This is a genomic window from Acinetobacter sp. YH12049 (assembly GCF_013419875.1).
Lineage (GTDB): Bacteria > Pseudomonadota > Gammaproteobacteria > Pseudomonadales > Moraxellaceae > Acinetobacter > Acinetobacter amyesii.
Genome location: NZ_VOZH01000035.1, coordinates 1 through 13,756 on the forward strand (window position 1 = coordinate 1; position 13,756 = coordinate 13,756).

Sequence of the window (13,756 nt, forward strand, 5' to 3'; positions counted from 1 at the left end):
TTCAAATGGCTATTCTACGTTTGATTGGTTTTGGAAAAAAAGAAGAATTTAAGAAAGTGCTAGCAATTTTAAGAAAGAAAAAGCCTGATAGGACAAGGATCCTATGAAATTTGTCGTGTACAGAGGTATAAAGACAAAAATAAAAGCTTTAGAGATTTCAGTGGGAAATAATATTTAAATACAATTTAACTTTATATATTTTAAGGAGTCGTGTTAAAATATTGTAGTAAAATGAAAATTATTTATTGAATAAAAATTTTATTATAATATTATGAGCGAGTTTTCATAAGCATTATTAAAATGAAATTTCGGAGTTAAAGATTATGCCTGATATTAGTAATTTATCAGTTGAAGAGTTAAAGAAGCTTCAAGTAGAAGCTGAAGCATTGATTGCATCTAAAAAAGATCAAGCGATTGAAGATGCGTACAACCGTATTGTTGAAATTGCAGAAAATTTAGATTTAAGCGTTGAACAAATCCTTGAATTTGGTTCAAGCAAACGTAAAAAATCAACTCGTAAAGCGGTTGAGCCACGTTACCGTAGCAAAACCAATGCAGATGACACTTGGACTGGTCGTGGTAAGCAACCACGTTGGTTAGTGGCTGAGTTGGAAAAAGGCGCGAAACTAGAAGATTTCTTAATTTAAGAATAATTCATGAAATCGTCATATCCTGAGTTCAGGATAATTAAACCAGGCAAATGCCTGGTTTTTTTATCTCTTTGAATTGGCTATGCAGAAAAAGTATGCATAATGTGTCTATAAAGAAAAATGTTTAAATGATGGAAAAAAATTGATGGATCGGTTGTGGTGGGATGATCAATAAAACTAATAATATTCGGTGGCTCATTTTTGCTGCGATCAGTTTTTTAATTTTCGTTATGCTGCAAGTGCCAGCAGCGTGGCTCATTACAAAGTTTTATAAAAATAACCAAATGCTACATAACGTCAGTGGCAATATTTGGCATGGGCAAGCAGATTGGACACGAGGAAATTTGAAAGGCTCGTTAAACTGGAACACACGCCCGTGGGACTTGATTTTATTACGCTTGGGTGCAAATGTTGAAATTCATAGTGGCAATACCAAACTGCAAGGTGTGATGGGGTATGGTTTTGGTAAAAGTATTAGTATTAAAAACTTAGAGGGTCAAATTGCCCCTGAAACTTTAAAAAGTTTTGCCGATTGGCAATGGCCAACGAATGCCATTCAATTAAAAGATGTGCAGTTTAAATATAAGCCACAACAGGGATTTAGTCAGTCATTAGGCGAGATGCAGTGGGCAGGTGGGGATTTATCCTTTAGCTTTGCACAGCGTCAAGAGTCAATGAATGTGCCTGCCATGTTAGCTCAATTAAAAGATGATAATGGCAAATTGTCGATTGATGTTCGAGATCAACGCGAACAAAAGATGATGAATTTATCACTTGAGCCAGACCTCATGTTGGATGTGCAATTAACCCAGCGCTTTTTGATGAATGTTGCTTCCTATGAAGGTAAGGCAGGATTAGATACGTATGTGATTAGTTCGCGTCAACCTCTATTGAGTGGGGTGAACTGATGGCTGACTATTTCGAAAAAATCCGCGAGATCAATTGGAAGCAAACAGATCGACTTGCACCTGTGGTCTTGGCTTTAATAATTTTGTACCTGTGCTGGAAGTTAGCCGCTTTATTTTGGTTATTGATTGCACCGCCACAAGCCATGCAGTTAGACCGAGTTGAATTGGGTTCACAGCAAACGCAAGTTCCTAATATTAGCTCTTTTGCCTTGTTTCAGGAAAACCGCAGTTCAGCAGCTGACGCGCAGTTAAATATGGTGTTACAAGGTGTGGTGGTTGGACAGCCAAGTCGCTACTCGTCGGCAGTGATTAAGGTCAATGAGAGTTCAGATCGCTACTTGGTTGGAGAAACCATTCAAGGTTCATCATATCAACTGGCTGAAGTTTATTGGGATAAGGTGATTTTAACGCAGGGTAATGGTGCACGGCGTGAATTAGCGTTCCAAGGTATTGAAAACGGATTAGATCAACCGATTGTCCCTACAGCCAATGCAACATCAGGTGGATCTTTGCAAAATAACAGCATGCAAAATGCAGCTAATCCTGCAAATTCAGGGCAAGGCACGACGCAGTCCGCGATTGGTCAGGCCGTACAACGCATGACAGAAAATCGTGAGCAATATCTGCAGGAAATGGGGGTGAATCCATCAGGTAATGGTGGGTTTGAGATTTCAAATCGAACACCTGCTGCCTTGAGAAATAAATTGGGTTTGCAACCGGGTGACCGCATTATGTCTTTAAATGGGCAGGCAGTCGGTGCAGGACAATCTGAGGCGCAATTATTAGAACAAGCCCGCCGTGAAGGGCAGGTGAAACTTGAAGTCAAACGTGGTGATCAAGTGATGACCATACAACAGGATTTTTAGTGATGTTTCATCACTTTATAGGGTTAGGAAACACAGGCGTATATGGCTTTATTTAATAATAACCGTTCAACTTTAGCTGCCTATGCCATGGTGCCCTTGGTTGCTATGGTCAGCACAGCAAGTTATGCACAAACATGGAAAATCAATTTACGTGATGCAGATCTTACGGCATTCATTAATGAAGTCGCAGATATCACGGGGAAAAATTTTGCAGTTGACCCACGGGTACGAGGAAATGTAACGGTTATTTCCAATAAGCCTTTAAATAAAAATGAAGTCTATGACCTGTTTCTCGGTGTATTGAATGTCAATGGCGTGGTGGCGATTCCATCGGGCAACACCATTAAACTGGTTCCAGACAGTAATGTAAAAAGCTCGGGCATTCCTTATGATGCGCGCCACCGTGCGTCTGGAGACCAAATTGTCACCCGAGTAATTTGGCTTGATAACACCAATGCCAACGACTTAATTCCAGCCCTACGTCCACTGATGCCGCAATTTGCACATTTGTCAGCAGTGGCGGGGACCAATGCGCTGATCGTCTCAGACCGTGCTAGTAATATTTACCAGCTCGAAACGATTATTCGTAATTTAGATGGAACGGGTCAAAATGATATCGAAGCCGTGACGCTGCAATCGAGTCAGGCCGAAGAAATGATTGGGCTGTTAGAGTCGATGAGTTCGACCGGCGCATCAAAAGACCCGAAAGGTTCACGAATTCGTATTATTGCGGACAATCGAACCAATCGTATTATCATTAAAGGTGATACAGCGACACGTAAGCGTATTCGTAAGATTATTGAGACCTTAGATGTGCCTGCTGCAGATCGATTGGGTGGATTGAAAGTTTTTCGTCTAAAGTATGCAAGTGCCAAAAACTTGTCAGAAATCTTACAAGGCTTGGTCACAGGGCAGGCCGTTTCGAGTACAAATTCATCGAATAGCTCAAATAGCAGCACGATGAACAGTTTAATGAATGATAGTAACAGTTCGAATTCACAGTCATTCAGTTCACAAAATAACACCAGTTCAGGTATTAACCTCAACAGTAATAACTCTTCCAATAATACGCAAAACGGTATCTCAAGCTTTAATGCCAATGGCGTGAGTATTATTGCTGATGCCACACAAAATGCACTGATTGTGAAAGCAGATCCGCAGCTCATGCGTGAAATTGAATCTGCGATTCAGCAGCTCGATATTCGTCGTCAGCAAGTGCTGATCGAAGCGGCGATTATTGAAGTTGAAGGCACGGATACCGATCAGCTCGGTGTGCAATGGGCGTTGGGTGATATCAGTAGTGGTATCGGCTTAATTAACTTTGATAACTTTGGTTCTAGTTTAAAAAATATTGCCGCAGGTTATTTAACTGGTGGTGCTGCGGGTGCGGGTAGCGCGGTGAGTGCGGGTACTTCTGTAGTTCTTGGTGATTATCGTGAAGGCAGTGATGGTTCGCGCAAACTCTATGGTGCGATGATTCAGGCCTTAAAAGAAAAGACCAAATCCAATTTATTATCTACACCGTCGATAGTGACGATGGACAACGAAGAAGCCTATATTGTGGTGGGTGAAAACGTTCCATTTGTGACAGGTTCGGTCACCACCAATGGTGGTACAGCCAATCCGTATACATCGATTGAGCGTAAAGATGTCGGTGTTACTTTGAAAGTTGTGCCGCATATTGGTGATGGCGGCTCGGTGCGTTTAGAGGTCGAGCAAGAAGTTTCTGATGTAAAAGACAATAAAGGTCAAGCGTCGGACTTAGTTACGACTAAACGTGCGATTAAAACCTCGATCTTGGCAGAGCATGGTCAAACGATTGTGTTGGGTGGTTTGATCTCGGACAATACATTGCATGGGCGTCAATCCGTTCCGGGGCTCGGGGCTATTCCTGTACTGGGCAAACTTTTTAGCTCGGAAGGAAAATCCAACAGTAAACGCAATTTGCTGATCTTTATTCATCCGACCATTGTTGGAAATTCTGCTGATGTGAAGAAAATGTCTCAGCAACGTTACAGTCAGCTCTATAGTCTGCAACTGGCACTGGATAATGACGGTAATTTTGCGAAATTACCTGAAAATGTGGACGATGTGTATCAGCAGCGCATACCTGTTTCAAAAGGTACAGCACCAGCCCCTGTGTATAAGACGGTACCTACAGCACCACAAACCACACAGCCAGCGGCAGTGGTCTCCACGCCAGTCGCCATTGAACCTGCAGTGAAGCGCCAAACCATAACCGTACCGAATGGCAAAGTGGCGGAAACTCCTTAGGTTAGACAGTAGGGTGGTTTAGCTTTGAAACCACTGCATGCTATGATGAAAAAAACGAGCAATAGAGAATTAACTTCATGACTTGGAAAATTCAAGCAATTTCTGGTGATTTAACAGGACAAGAAATTAGTATTGAGCGAGATATGTTGGTGGGTCGTCATCAACAAGCAGATATTGTTTTACAAGAATCTGATGTATCGCGTAAACATGCTGCCTTTGTACTGAAAGATCAGGCACTCTGGTTGCAAGATCTCAATTCATCCAATGGGACGTTTATTAATGATGTCCGTTTGACTGGTGAATCACTTTTAAAAGAAGGTGATATTGTACAGTTTGCCAGTGTGAAGTTTAGTTTATTGGCTCCAGCTAAAGCTGTTCAGATCCCAGCGGATATTGAACAAAGCGTTGAAGCGTTGCAAACAGAAGAAATTACACCTGTTCAGCAGCCGTCTGAAGCTGTTGCGGTTTCTGAAACTGCGGCACAAGAACCTGTTGTTAAAACGTCTGAAACTGAGACACAAGAGCCTATCGTTAAAACTGCAGCACAACAAATGAATGATCAAGGGATGCCAGAGTTGAAAGAGCGTGATGGTTCAGTTCAATTGACTCGTGATGGTATGCCGACCAATGTGGGTGTGCCTAAACCTGCGCCAATCCCTGAGGGAATTGACATTACTGCTGCTCCGAAAAATGAAGCATGTGATGTAGAAATTCCAGCGACATGTGTAGAGCAAGAGCGTGAAGCGCAAAAAAATGCCTCTGTAGGCTTAATCTCAGTCATTGTTTTAATCATTCTTGCAATTATTGCATGGGTGTTGTTTAAATAAACCGAGACATTCCTCAAAAGGCATGCATGGGCATGCCTTTTTTATGGGGAAAATTTACAAAAAAATAGAGGGATATTATGTTTGAAGTTCGTTTAGCAGAACGCCAAATGATTTTATTTGATCTGGATGGAACGCTAGTCGATTCAGCATCTGACTTACATCGTGCGATGAATATGAGTCTAAATGCGTTGCAATTACCTTTGGTCACAGAAGAGCAGGTGCGAAACTGGATTGGGAAAGGGACTTCATTATTTTGTCATAGCGTACTTGAATACTTGACCGGAAAGGTGGATGCCGCACAGCACCATCTTTTACTGGAAACTTTTCTAAAGATTTACAATGCCGATCCTTGTGTCTTGACGCAGCCCTTTGACGGCATTCTATCGTTCTTGGATTGGGCAAAAGCAGAGCAGAAAATTCTGATTTGTGTAACCAATAAACCAGAGCAACCGGCACGCAGTATTGTGCAAGCACTGGGTATGCATGATTACTTTGATGATGTGATAGGCGGAGATCGTTTTGAAGAGCGGAAACCACATCCCAAGCAGCTAGAGTATTGTGCGGAACATTATGCCTTACCAAAACAGCAAATTTTGATGGTGGGTGATTCTGTCAATGATGTAGAGGCAGCACGTCGTGCTGGTATTGATTGTATTGTGGTCAGCTATGGCTATAATCATGGTGAAAATATTCGAGATTGTCAGCCGCAGCATGTGGTCGATAACTTAAAAGAATTATTGGGTTGAAATAATTAGGGTTAAGGAAGTGAAAATGAGCAAGTGTGTAGGTTTTCGATGGCGTCACTCAATCAGCATGAGAAGAAATTAACTGAAATTGACCACGCGAAATATAGAGAAACCGAGATGACTACACAAACTCAATTTGAACAACTGAAATCTGCTGGATATAACTTGATTCCAGTCTATCGTCAGCGCTTGGCAGATACAGAAACTCCGCTGTCTGTCTTTGCGCGATTAAAACAACATAAACAAGCCTATTTATTTGAATCTGTAGAGGGTGGCGAAAACTGGGCACGTTACTCCATTATTGGTTTGGGTGAGTCCACCGTATTTTCGTGTAATGAAGGGCAGTTGACCGTTCAACATGTTGATGGTTCGATTGAAAAACAACAATGTGCAGACCCATTTCAATACATCCGTGACTTCCAAGCACAATATAAAGTCCCTACACAGCAAGATTTGCCTGCGTTACCGAGCTTTACCGGTGGATTGGTTGGATACTTTGGTTATGACGCTGTGCGTTATATCGAACCGAAGCTCAATAATGTGCCAGAAGCTGACCCAGTCGGGATTCCAGATATTTGGATGATGCTATCTAAAACCGTCATTGTCTTTGATAACCTCAAAGATACTTTATTCTTAATTGTACATGCCGATGTAAATGATGCTGAGGCCTATACCCAAGCGCAGCAACAATTGGATGAGCTAGAAGAACTTTTGGCAACCCCAATTGCACTCAAAGCAAATAAGCATACTGCACCACAGTTTGAATCCATCACTGGACATGACAACTTTATTGACTCTATTGCAAAAGTAAAAGAGTACATTAAAGCCGGTGATGTGATGCAGGTTGTGCCGGGCCATCGTATGGTATCCGATTTTGATGGTGAGCCTTTGCAGGTCTATCGTGCACTACGTCACCTCAATCCATCTCCATATTTGTTCTTGGTGCAAGGGCAAACACTTGAGAATGACATTCCCTTTCATATCGTCGGTTCATCACCTGAAATTTTGTCCCGCCTAGAAAATGGTGTAGCAACAGTTCGTCCTTTGGCGGGCACGCGACCACGGGGTAAAACCAAAGAAGAAGATTTAGCACTTGAAAAAGATTTGCTATCTGATGAAAAAGAAATTGCAGAGCATTTGATGTTGATCGATTTGGGTCGAAATGATGTTGGACGTGTTTCTAAAATCGGTAAAGTTCACGTGACTGATCAAATGGTGATCGAACGTTATTCGCATGTCATGCACATTGTGTCAAATGTACAAGGTGAAGTACGTGATGATGTCGATGCTTTGGATGTTTTTAAGGCAACATTCCCTGCGGGTACGCTTTCAGGCGCACCAAAAATCCGCGCTATGGAAATTATTGACGAAGTTGAACCAGTAAAACGTGGAATTTTTGGTGGTGCTGTTGGTTATTTAGGCTGGCATGGGGAAATGGACATGTCGATTGCGATTCGTACCTGTGTAATTCGAGAAAATAAGGTCTATGTTCAAGCTGGAGCAGGGGTAGTTTATGACTCAAATCCTGAATCAGAGTGGAATGAAACCCAAATAAAAGCTCGCGCAGTGATCAAAGCGGTTGAATTATCATCAAATGGATTGATTTTATGAGTTTTTCACGTTTTTTTTAGAAAAAACACTTGCAAGGATTTCAAGATTTGCTAAACTGCACACCGTTCCGATACGAAACGTACGAAACACTAAGAAACGCCGGCATAGCTCAGTTGGTAGAGCAACTGACTTGTAATCAGTAGGTCCACAGTTCGAATCCGTGTGCCGGCACCATCTTAGAAAGTTTGAGAGTGAGTAGAAAGAACGACACTGAAGTAAGTGTAAAATGGTGAGGTTCCCGAGCGGTCAAAGGGGGCGGACTGTAACTCCGCTACGAAAGTTTCGAAGGTTCGAATCCTTCCCTCACCACCAATTTTAAGACTTCAATAAGTGGTTTGTACCAACATCGTGCGGGAGTAGCTCAGTTGGTAGAGCGGTAGCCTTCCAAGCTACATGTCGCGAGTTCGACCCTCGTCTCCCGCTCCATATCTATTGAAGTGCTTATATTTGCTCTTATAGCTCAGTGGTAGAGCACTCCCTTGGTAAGGGAGAGGTCTCGAGTTCAAATCTCGATAAGAGCTCCAGATTTTACAGTTTAGCAACTTTAAATGTTGCACAAGATTCCAGAAGCAGGCTTTTTAGTCTGCTTTTCAAGTATTGGGTGTTTATTTTTTTAGGCGATATGTCGGAGCTGGGTTTTACTCAGAATTGTGTTCGACGTAAACGAGGAAGAAAAGCATGGCTAAGGCTAAGTTTGAACGTAATAAGCCACACGTTAACGTGGGCACAATCGGTCACGTTGACCATGGTAAAACGACTTTAACAGCTGCAATTGCAACTGTATGTGCAAAAAAATTCGGCGGTGAAGCGAAAGATTACGCTGCAATCGACTCTGCACCAGAAGAAAAAGCACGTGGTATTACAATTAATACTTCACACGTAGAATACGATTCTCCAATCCGTCACTACGCTCACGTAGACTGCCCAGGTCACGCCGATTATGTTAAAAACATGATTACTGGTGCTGCGCAAATGGATGGTGCGATCCTTGTATGTGCTGCGACTGATGGTCCAATGCCACAAACTCGTGAACACATCCTTCTTTCTCGTCAGGTAGGTGTACCTTACATCGTTGTATTCTTAAACAAATGCGACCTTGTGGATGATGAAGAACTTCTTGAATTAGTAGAAATGGAAGTTCGTGAACTTCTTTCTACTTATGACTTCCCAGGCGACGACACTCCAGTAATCCGTGGTTCTGCTCTTGCGGCGCTTAACGGTGAAGCTGGTCAATACGGCGAAGACGCTGTAGTTGCTCTTGTTGAAGCTCTTGACTCTTACATTCCAGAGCCAGAACGTGCTATCGACCTTGCATTCCTTATGCCAATCGAAGACGTATTCTCAATTTCAGGTCGTGGTACAGTAGTAACTGGCCGTGTTGAAACTGGTATCGTGAAAGTAGGCGAAGAAGTTGAAATCGTTGGTATTAAAGATACAGTTAAAACAACTGTAACTGGCGTAGAAATGTTCCGTAAACTTCTTGACGAAGGTCGTGCGGGCGAGAACTGTGGTGTTCTTCTACGTGGTACTAAACGTGAAGACGTTCAACGTGGTCAAGTACTTGCTAAACCAGGTACAATCAAACCGCATACTAAATTCGACGCAGAAGTATACGTACTTTCTAAAGACGAAGGTGGTCGTCATACTCCATTCCTTAACGGTTACCGTCCACAGTTCTACTTCCGTACAACTGACGTAACTGGTGCGATCGCGCTTAAAGAAGGCGTAGAAATGGTTATGCCTGGTGACAATGTAGAAATGTCAGTAGAATTAATCCACCCAATCGCAATGGACGCTGGCTTACGCTTCGCGATCCGTGAAGGTGGTCGTACAGTTGGTGCGGGTGTTGTTTCTAAAGTAACTGCATAATATAATACAGTTATCTTTGTACAGATCGAGAGTTTCGACTCTCGATTTGCTCTGCAGGTCAGTAGTTCAATTGGTAGAGCGTCGGTCTCCAAAACCGAATGTTGGGGGTTCGAGTCCCTCCTGGCCTGCCAAATTTTTTTAAAAAGAAGCTTGATGCTGGCTCAACTGGTCATATAATAAGTCGCGAATCCTACGACGAGTACAAAAATGTCGAATGATAAATCGCGTGACGCATTAAGCGACGCGCCAATTCCTCAAAGAAATAATCCTGCTGAAGTTGTTAATTCTGGTTCCCCTTTAGACTATGTTCTGTGGGTTATCGCGTTGATTTTACTCGGTAGTTCTATGATGGTGAATCAACATTTGCCAGCATACTGGGCACCAGCGAATGATGTCTGGGTCCGTGTTGGGGTAATTTTGGCTTGTATCATCGTGGCTTTAGGTTTATTATACGCCACCCATCAAGGCAAAGGCTTTGTTCGATTGTTGAAAGATGCTCGAATTGAGTTACGTCGAGTGACTTGGCCAACCAAGCAAGAGACCATGACCACATCTTGGCAGGTACTTGCGGTAGTCTTAGTGGCATCTATTTTATTATGGTGCTTTGACTATGCTTTGAGCTGGTTAATGAAGTTTATTATCGGGTAAGAGAGCTATGAAACGTTGGTACATTATTCATGCCTATTCAGGCTATGAAAAACAAGTGTTACGCTCACTTAATGATCGAATCCAGCGTAGCGCTGTAGCCGATAGCTTTGGTGAAGTCCTTGTCCCTACTGAAGAAGTAGTGGAAATGAAGGATGGTAAGAAACGTAAATCTGAGCGTAAATTCTTTCCAGGCTATGTATTAGTCGAGATGGAAATGAATGATGAAACTTGGCACATTGTTAAAGAATGTCCAAAAGTATTAGGTTTCATTGGTGGTACTGCAGAAAAACCTGCACCAATTACGCAAAAAGAAGCTGATGCGATTCTTGCACGTGTACGCAATACTGGCGAAGCACCTCGTCCTAAGACGATGTTTGAACCAGGTGAAGAATTACTCGTAATTGACGGTCCATTCACCGATTTTAAAGGCGTGGTGGAAGAAGTTCTATACGATAAGTCACGTTTAACGTTGACGATTAATGTATTTAATCGACCAACTCAGGTTGAGCTGGAATTTCGCCAAGTCGAAAAATCGGTTTAATTTAACTTGGTTGATAAACGCCCGATTTGTTATGAGTCGGGCATTGTTGTTGTAACGGTATCGTTACTTATATGTATGGGGAGCCTAGCGGCGTTAGTACCCAGAGGTAATTGAAATGGCTAAGAAGATTGACGGCTATATCAAGCTGCAAGTTCCAGCTGGTAAAGCAAATCCATCTCCACCGATTGGTCCTGCACTAGGTCAACGTGGTGTTAACATCATGGCATTCTGTAAAGAATTCAATGCTGCGACACAAAAAGTTGAAGCTGGTCTTCCAATTCCAGTAGTGATCACTGTGTACAACGACAAGTCGTTCACATTCATCATGAAAACTCCTCCTGCTGCGATTCTTCTTAAGAAAGCTGCGGGCATCCAAAAGGGTTCAGCTGTACCTAACAAAACTAAAGTTGGTAAGTTGACTCGCGCTCAATTAGAAGAAATTGCGACTACTAAAGAACCAGATCTTACTGGTGCTGATTTAGACGCACGTGTACGTACCATTGCTGGTTCTGCGCGTTCTATGGGCTTGGAAGTGGAGCTATAAGACATGGCTAAATTAACTAAACGTCAAAAAGCCATTGTTGCTGCTGTTGAAGCTAACAAAGTTTACACTTTGGAAGAAGCAGTTGCAGTTCTTAACGGCCTTCCAGCAGTAAAATTCAAAGAATCTTTGGATGTTGCTGTAAACCTAGGTGTTGATCCTCGTAAATCTGACCAAGTTGTTCGTGGCGCGACTACACTTCCTGCAGGTACTGGTAAAACTGTACGTGTAGCTGTGTTTGCTCAAGGCGCTGCTGCTGAAGCTGCTAAAGCTGAAGGCGCGGACGTTGTTGGTTTTGATGATCTTGCTGAAAGCATCCAAGCGGGTAACCTTGACTTTGACGTAGTAATTGCAGCTCCGGATGCAATGCGCGTTGTTGGTAAGTTGGGTACGATTCTTGGTCCACGTGGCTTAATGCCAAACCCTAAAGTGGGTACTGTAACTCCTGACGTAGCTTCTGCTGTTAAAAACGCGAAAGCTGGTCAAGCGCGTTACCGTGTAGACAAAGCTGGTATTATCCACGCTGCGATCGGTCAAGTAGGTTTCACTGCTGAAGCTGTTCGTTCAAACGTTGAAGCTCTTGTAGCTGACCTTAAGAAAGCAAAACCTGCTACTTCTAAAGGTGTTTACATCCAAAAGATCACTTTAAGCTCAACTATGGGTCCTGGTCTTGTTGTTGATGTAGCAAACGTTTCTAAATAAGTTTCAACTTATTACAGAATTTTAAAGCCCTGAGTAATATTTAAAGCGCTGCTTTAAATATTACGCAAGATAGAAATTAAGCTTCATTCGAAGCACAGCTTCTCATCTTGCGGGTCGGCAAAGCATGCTTTGCTGATCGCCCCTCAGGCAAACTTTGAATTGATAAATTTAGATTTATCAGCGTCAAAGACCTCAGGCGAGGGGAGTTTTATGCTTTCTTCTTAATAGCCCAGCCTGAGTAGACGCGGTGGTGTGATTTGTTCCTCCTCCGCGTGTTGGTTCAGTGATGAGCTAACGAATTGGGAGTGCATCTGTATAGGTGCATAAATCACCGTTAGGAGGTTTTACAATGGCTCTTCTTATCGAAGGCAAAAAACAGATCGTAGCTGAAGTAACTGAAGTTGCTTCTACTGCGTATGCTGCTGTTGTTGCTGACTACCAAGGTTTAACTGTTGAGCAATTAACTGCTCTACGTGTTGAAGCTCGTAAACTAGGTGTTGCTACTCGCGTAGTTCGTAACACTTTGGCTAAACGTGCTCTTCAAGATACTCAATTCAATATCTTGAGCGACAACCTTGTTGGCCCAACAATCTTAGCTTTCTCAACTTCTGAAGACGACATGGGCGCAGCTGCTCGTTTGTTCGAAGAATTTGCTAAAACTAATAAAGCATTTGAACTTAAAGCTGCTGCATTTGACGGTAAAGTTTATCAAGGTGCTGAAGTTAGCGTTATCGCGAACCTTCCAAACCAAGAGAAAGCGCTTACTATGCTTGCAAGCGTTCTTCAAGCTCCTATTTCGAAATTGGGTCGCCTTATTACAGCGCTCAAAGAGAAAAACGAGTCAGAAGCTGCTTAAGCTTAAATCAATTTACACACCATTCAATACCCATTTGGAGTTACTCTCATGGCTTTAACAAACGAAGAAATCTTAAACGCAGTTGCTGAAAAAACTGTTCTTGAACTTGTTGAACTTATTTCTGCTTTCGAAGAAAAATTCAACGTATCTGCTGCTGCTGTAGCAGTTGCTGCTGCTCCTGGCGCTGCTGGTGCTGCTGCTGAAGAACAATCAGAATTCAACGTTGAGTTGACTTCTTTCGGTGCTAACAAAGTTGCTGTAATTAAAGCAGTTCGTGAAGCTACTGGCCTTGGTCTTAAAGAAGCTAAAGATCTTGTTGAAAGCGCTCCTTCAGTTCTTAAAGAAGGCGTTTCTAAAGAAGAAGGCGAAGAACTTAAGAAAAAACTTGAAGAAGCTGGTGCTACAGTTACACTTAAGTAATCTTAAGGGGAGTCGATTTTTTTATAATCGGCTCCAAAAAATGGCTGGTGGCCCTTGGGTCATCAGCCTTTTTGCGTTACAATTATCGGCTCGATTTTTGTTTGCATGATATAAAAATCATACAAATTAAAAATAATTTATAAAACCAAACGCTTACCAATATTTTTCAGTAAAAAAATATTGTTAAGCGTTTTAATACCACTAAAAATTGCAGCATTTGTGAAAGTGGTGGCCATATCGGCCTGCGTAATTCCTTCTAAGTTCGTTCTGCAGGCGGACTTAGTTTACTTTCCGAGG

At 42.4% G+C, this 13,756-nt stretch carries 14 protein-coding genes and 5 tRNA genes; all 19 read left to right on the forward strand.

The window, feature by feature from the left end:
• Positions 1 to 320: 320 nt before the first annotated feature.
• The 19 genes from FTU05_RS13855 (at position 321) to rplL (ending at position 13,459) form a co-directional block, all read left to right on the forward strand.
• The gene (locus FTU05_RS13855) at positions 321 to 647 is read left to right on the forward strand and encodes an H-NS family nucleoid-associated regulatory protein (protein ID WP_078190459.1); all 327 of its coding nucleotides are present in this window, start codon (positions 321 to 323) and stop codon (positions 645 to 647) included.
• Positions 648 to 814: 167 nt separating this feature from the next.
• Positions 815 to 1,558: a type II secretion system protein N gene (gene gspN, locus FTU05_RS13860; protein WP_180012120.1), complete on the forward strand. Its 744-nt coding sequence runs from the start codon at positions 815 to 817 to the stop codon at positions 1,556 to 1,558.
• The gene (locus FTU05_RS13865; RefSeq protein ID WP_180012118.1) at positions 1,558 to 2,424 is read left to right on the forward strand and encodes a type II secretion system protein N; all 867 of its coding nucleotides are present in this window, start codon (positions 1,558 to 1,560) and stop codon (positions 2,422 to 2,424) included. Before gspN ends, FTU05_RS13865 begins: the two co-directional genes overlap by 1 nt.
• Positions 2,425 to 2,466: 42 nt before the next feature.
• Positions 2,467 to 4,698 (forward strand): type II secretion system secretin GspD, encoded by a 2,232-nt coding sequence (gspD, locus tag FTU05_RS13870; protein WP_180002842.1) that lies wholly within the window; start codon positions 2,467 to 2,469, stop codon positions 4,696 to 4,698.
• A gap of 77 nt (positions 4,699 to 4,775) precedes the next feature.
• Positions 4,776 to 5,525, forward strand: a complete 750-nt coding sequence (locus FTU05_RS13875) for an FHA domain-containing protein (protein WP_180012116.1) — start codon at positions 4,776 to 4,778, stop codon at positions 5,523 to 5,525.
• Positions 5,526 to 5,602: 77 nt separating this feature from the next.
• Complete coding sequence (locus FTU05_RS13880) at positions 5,603 to 6,271, forward strand: phosphoglycolate phosphatase (RefSeq protein WP_180002846.1); 669 nt, start codon at positions 5,603 to 5,605, stop codon at positions 6,269 to 6,271.
• A gap of 117 nt (positions 6,272 to 6,388) precedes the next feature.
• Positions 6,389 to 7,882, forward strand: a complete 1,494-nt coding sequence (gene trpE / locus FTU05_RS13885; protein WP_168379029.1) for an anthranilate synthase component I — start codon at positions 6,389 to 6,391, stop codon at positions 7,880 to 7,882.
• A gap of 98 nt (positions 7,883 to 7,980) precedes the next feature.
• Positions 7,981 to 8,056, forward strand: a tRNA-Thr gene (locus FTU05_RS13890).
• A gap of 54 nt (positions 8,057 to 8,110) precedes the next feature.
• A tRNA-Tyr gene (locus tag FTU05_RS13895) sits at positions 8,111 to 8,194 on the forward strand.
• Positions 8,195 to 8,232: 38 nt separating this feature from the next.
• Positions 8,233 to 8,308 (forward strand) — tRNA-Gly (locus FTU05_RS13900).
• Between the two features lie 23 nt (positions 8,309 to 8,331).
• A tRNA-Thr gene (locus FTU05_RS13905) sits at positions 8,332 to 8,406 on the forward strand.
• A gap of 154 nt (positions 8,407 to 8,560) precedes the next feature.
• On the forward strand, positions 8,561 to 9,751 hold the full coding sequence (gene tuf / locus FTU05_RS13910; RefSeq protein ID WP_078190047.1) for an elongation factor Tu: 1,191 nt from the start codon (positions 8,561 to 8,563) through the stop codon (positions 9,749 to 9,751).
• A 55-nt stretch (positions 9,752 to 9,806) separates the two neighbouring features.
• Positions 9,807 to 9,882, forward strand: a tRNA-Trp gene (locus tag FTU05_RS13915).
• 76 nt (positions 9,883 to 9,958) lie between these two features.
• Positions 9,959 to 10,399 (forward strand): preprotein translocase subunit SecE, encoded by a 441-nt coding sequence (secE, locus tag FTU05_RS13920; protein ID WP_078189832.1) that lies wholly within the window; start codon positions 9,959 to 9,961, stop codon positions 10,397 to 10,399.
• Positions 10,400 to 10,406: 7 nt separating this feature from the next.
• Positions 10,407 to 10,940: a transcription termination/antitermination protein NusG gene (gene nusG / locus FTU05_RS13925; RefSeq protein WP_078189831.1), complete on the forward strand. Its 534-nt coding sequence runs from the start codon at positions 10,407 to 10,409 to the stop codon at positions 10,938 to 10,940.
• Between the two features lie 115 nt (positions 10,941 to 11,055).
• Positions 11,056 to 11,484, forward strand: a complete 429-nt coding sequence (gene rplK / locus FTU05_RS13930; RefSeq protein ID WP_004868049.1) for a 50S ribosomal protein L11 — start codon at positions 11,056 to 11,058, stop codon at positions 11,482 to 11,484.
• Between the two features lie 3 nt (positions 11,485 to 11,487).
• Positions 11,488 to 12,183: a 50S ribosomal protein L1 gene (gene rplA / locus FTU05_RS13935; protein WP_078189830.1), complete on the forward strand. Its 696-nt coding sequence runs from the start codon at positions 11,488 to 11,490 to the stop codon at positions 12,181 to 12,183.
• Between the two features lie 349 nt (positions 12,184 to 12,532).
• Positions 12,533 to 13,039, forward strand: coding sequence for a 50S ribosomal protein L10 (gene rplJ / locus FTU05_RS13940; protein ID WP_078189829.1), 507 nt, complete (start codon positions 12,533 to 12,535; stop codon positions 13,037 to 13,039).
• Positions 13,040 to 13,087: 48 nt separating this feature from the next.
• Positions 13,088 to 13,459, forward strand: coding sequence for a 50S ribosomal protein L7/L12 (rplL, locus tag FTU05_RS13945; protein WP_078189828.1), 372 nt, complete (start codon positions 13,088 to 13,090; stop codon positions 13,457 to 13,459).
• Positions 13,460 to 13,756 lie beyond the last annotated feature (297 nt).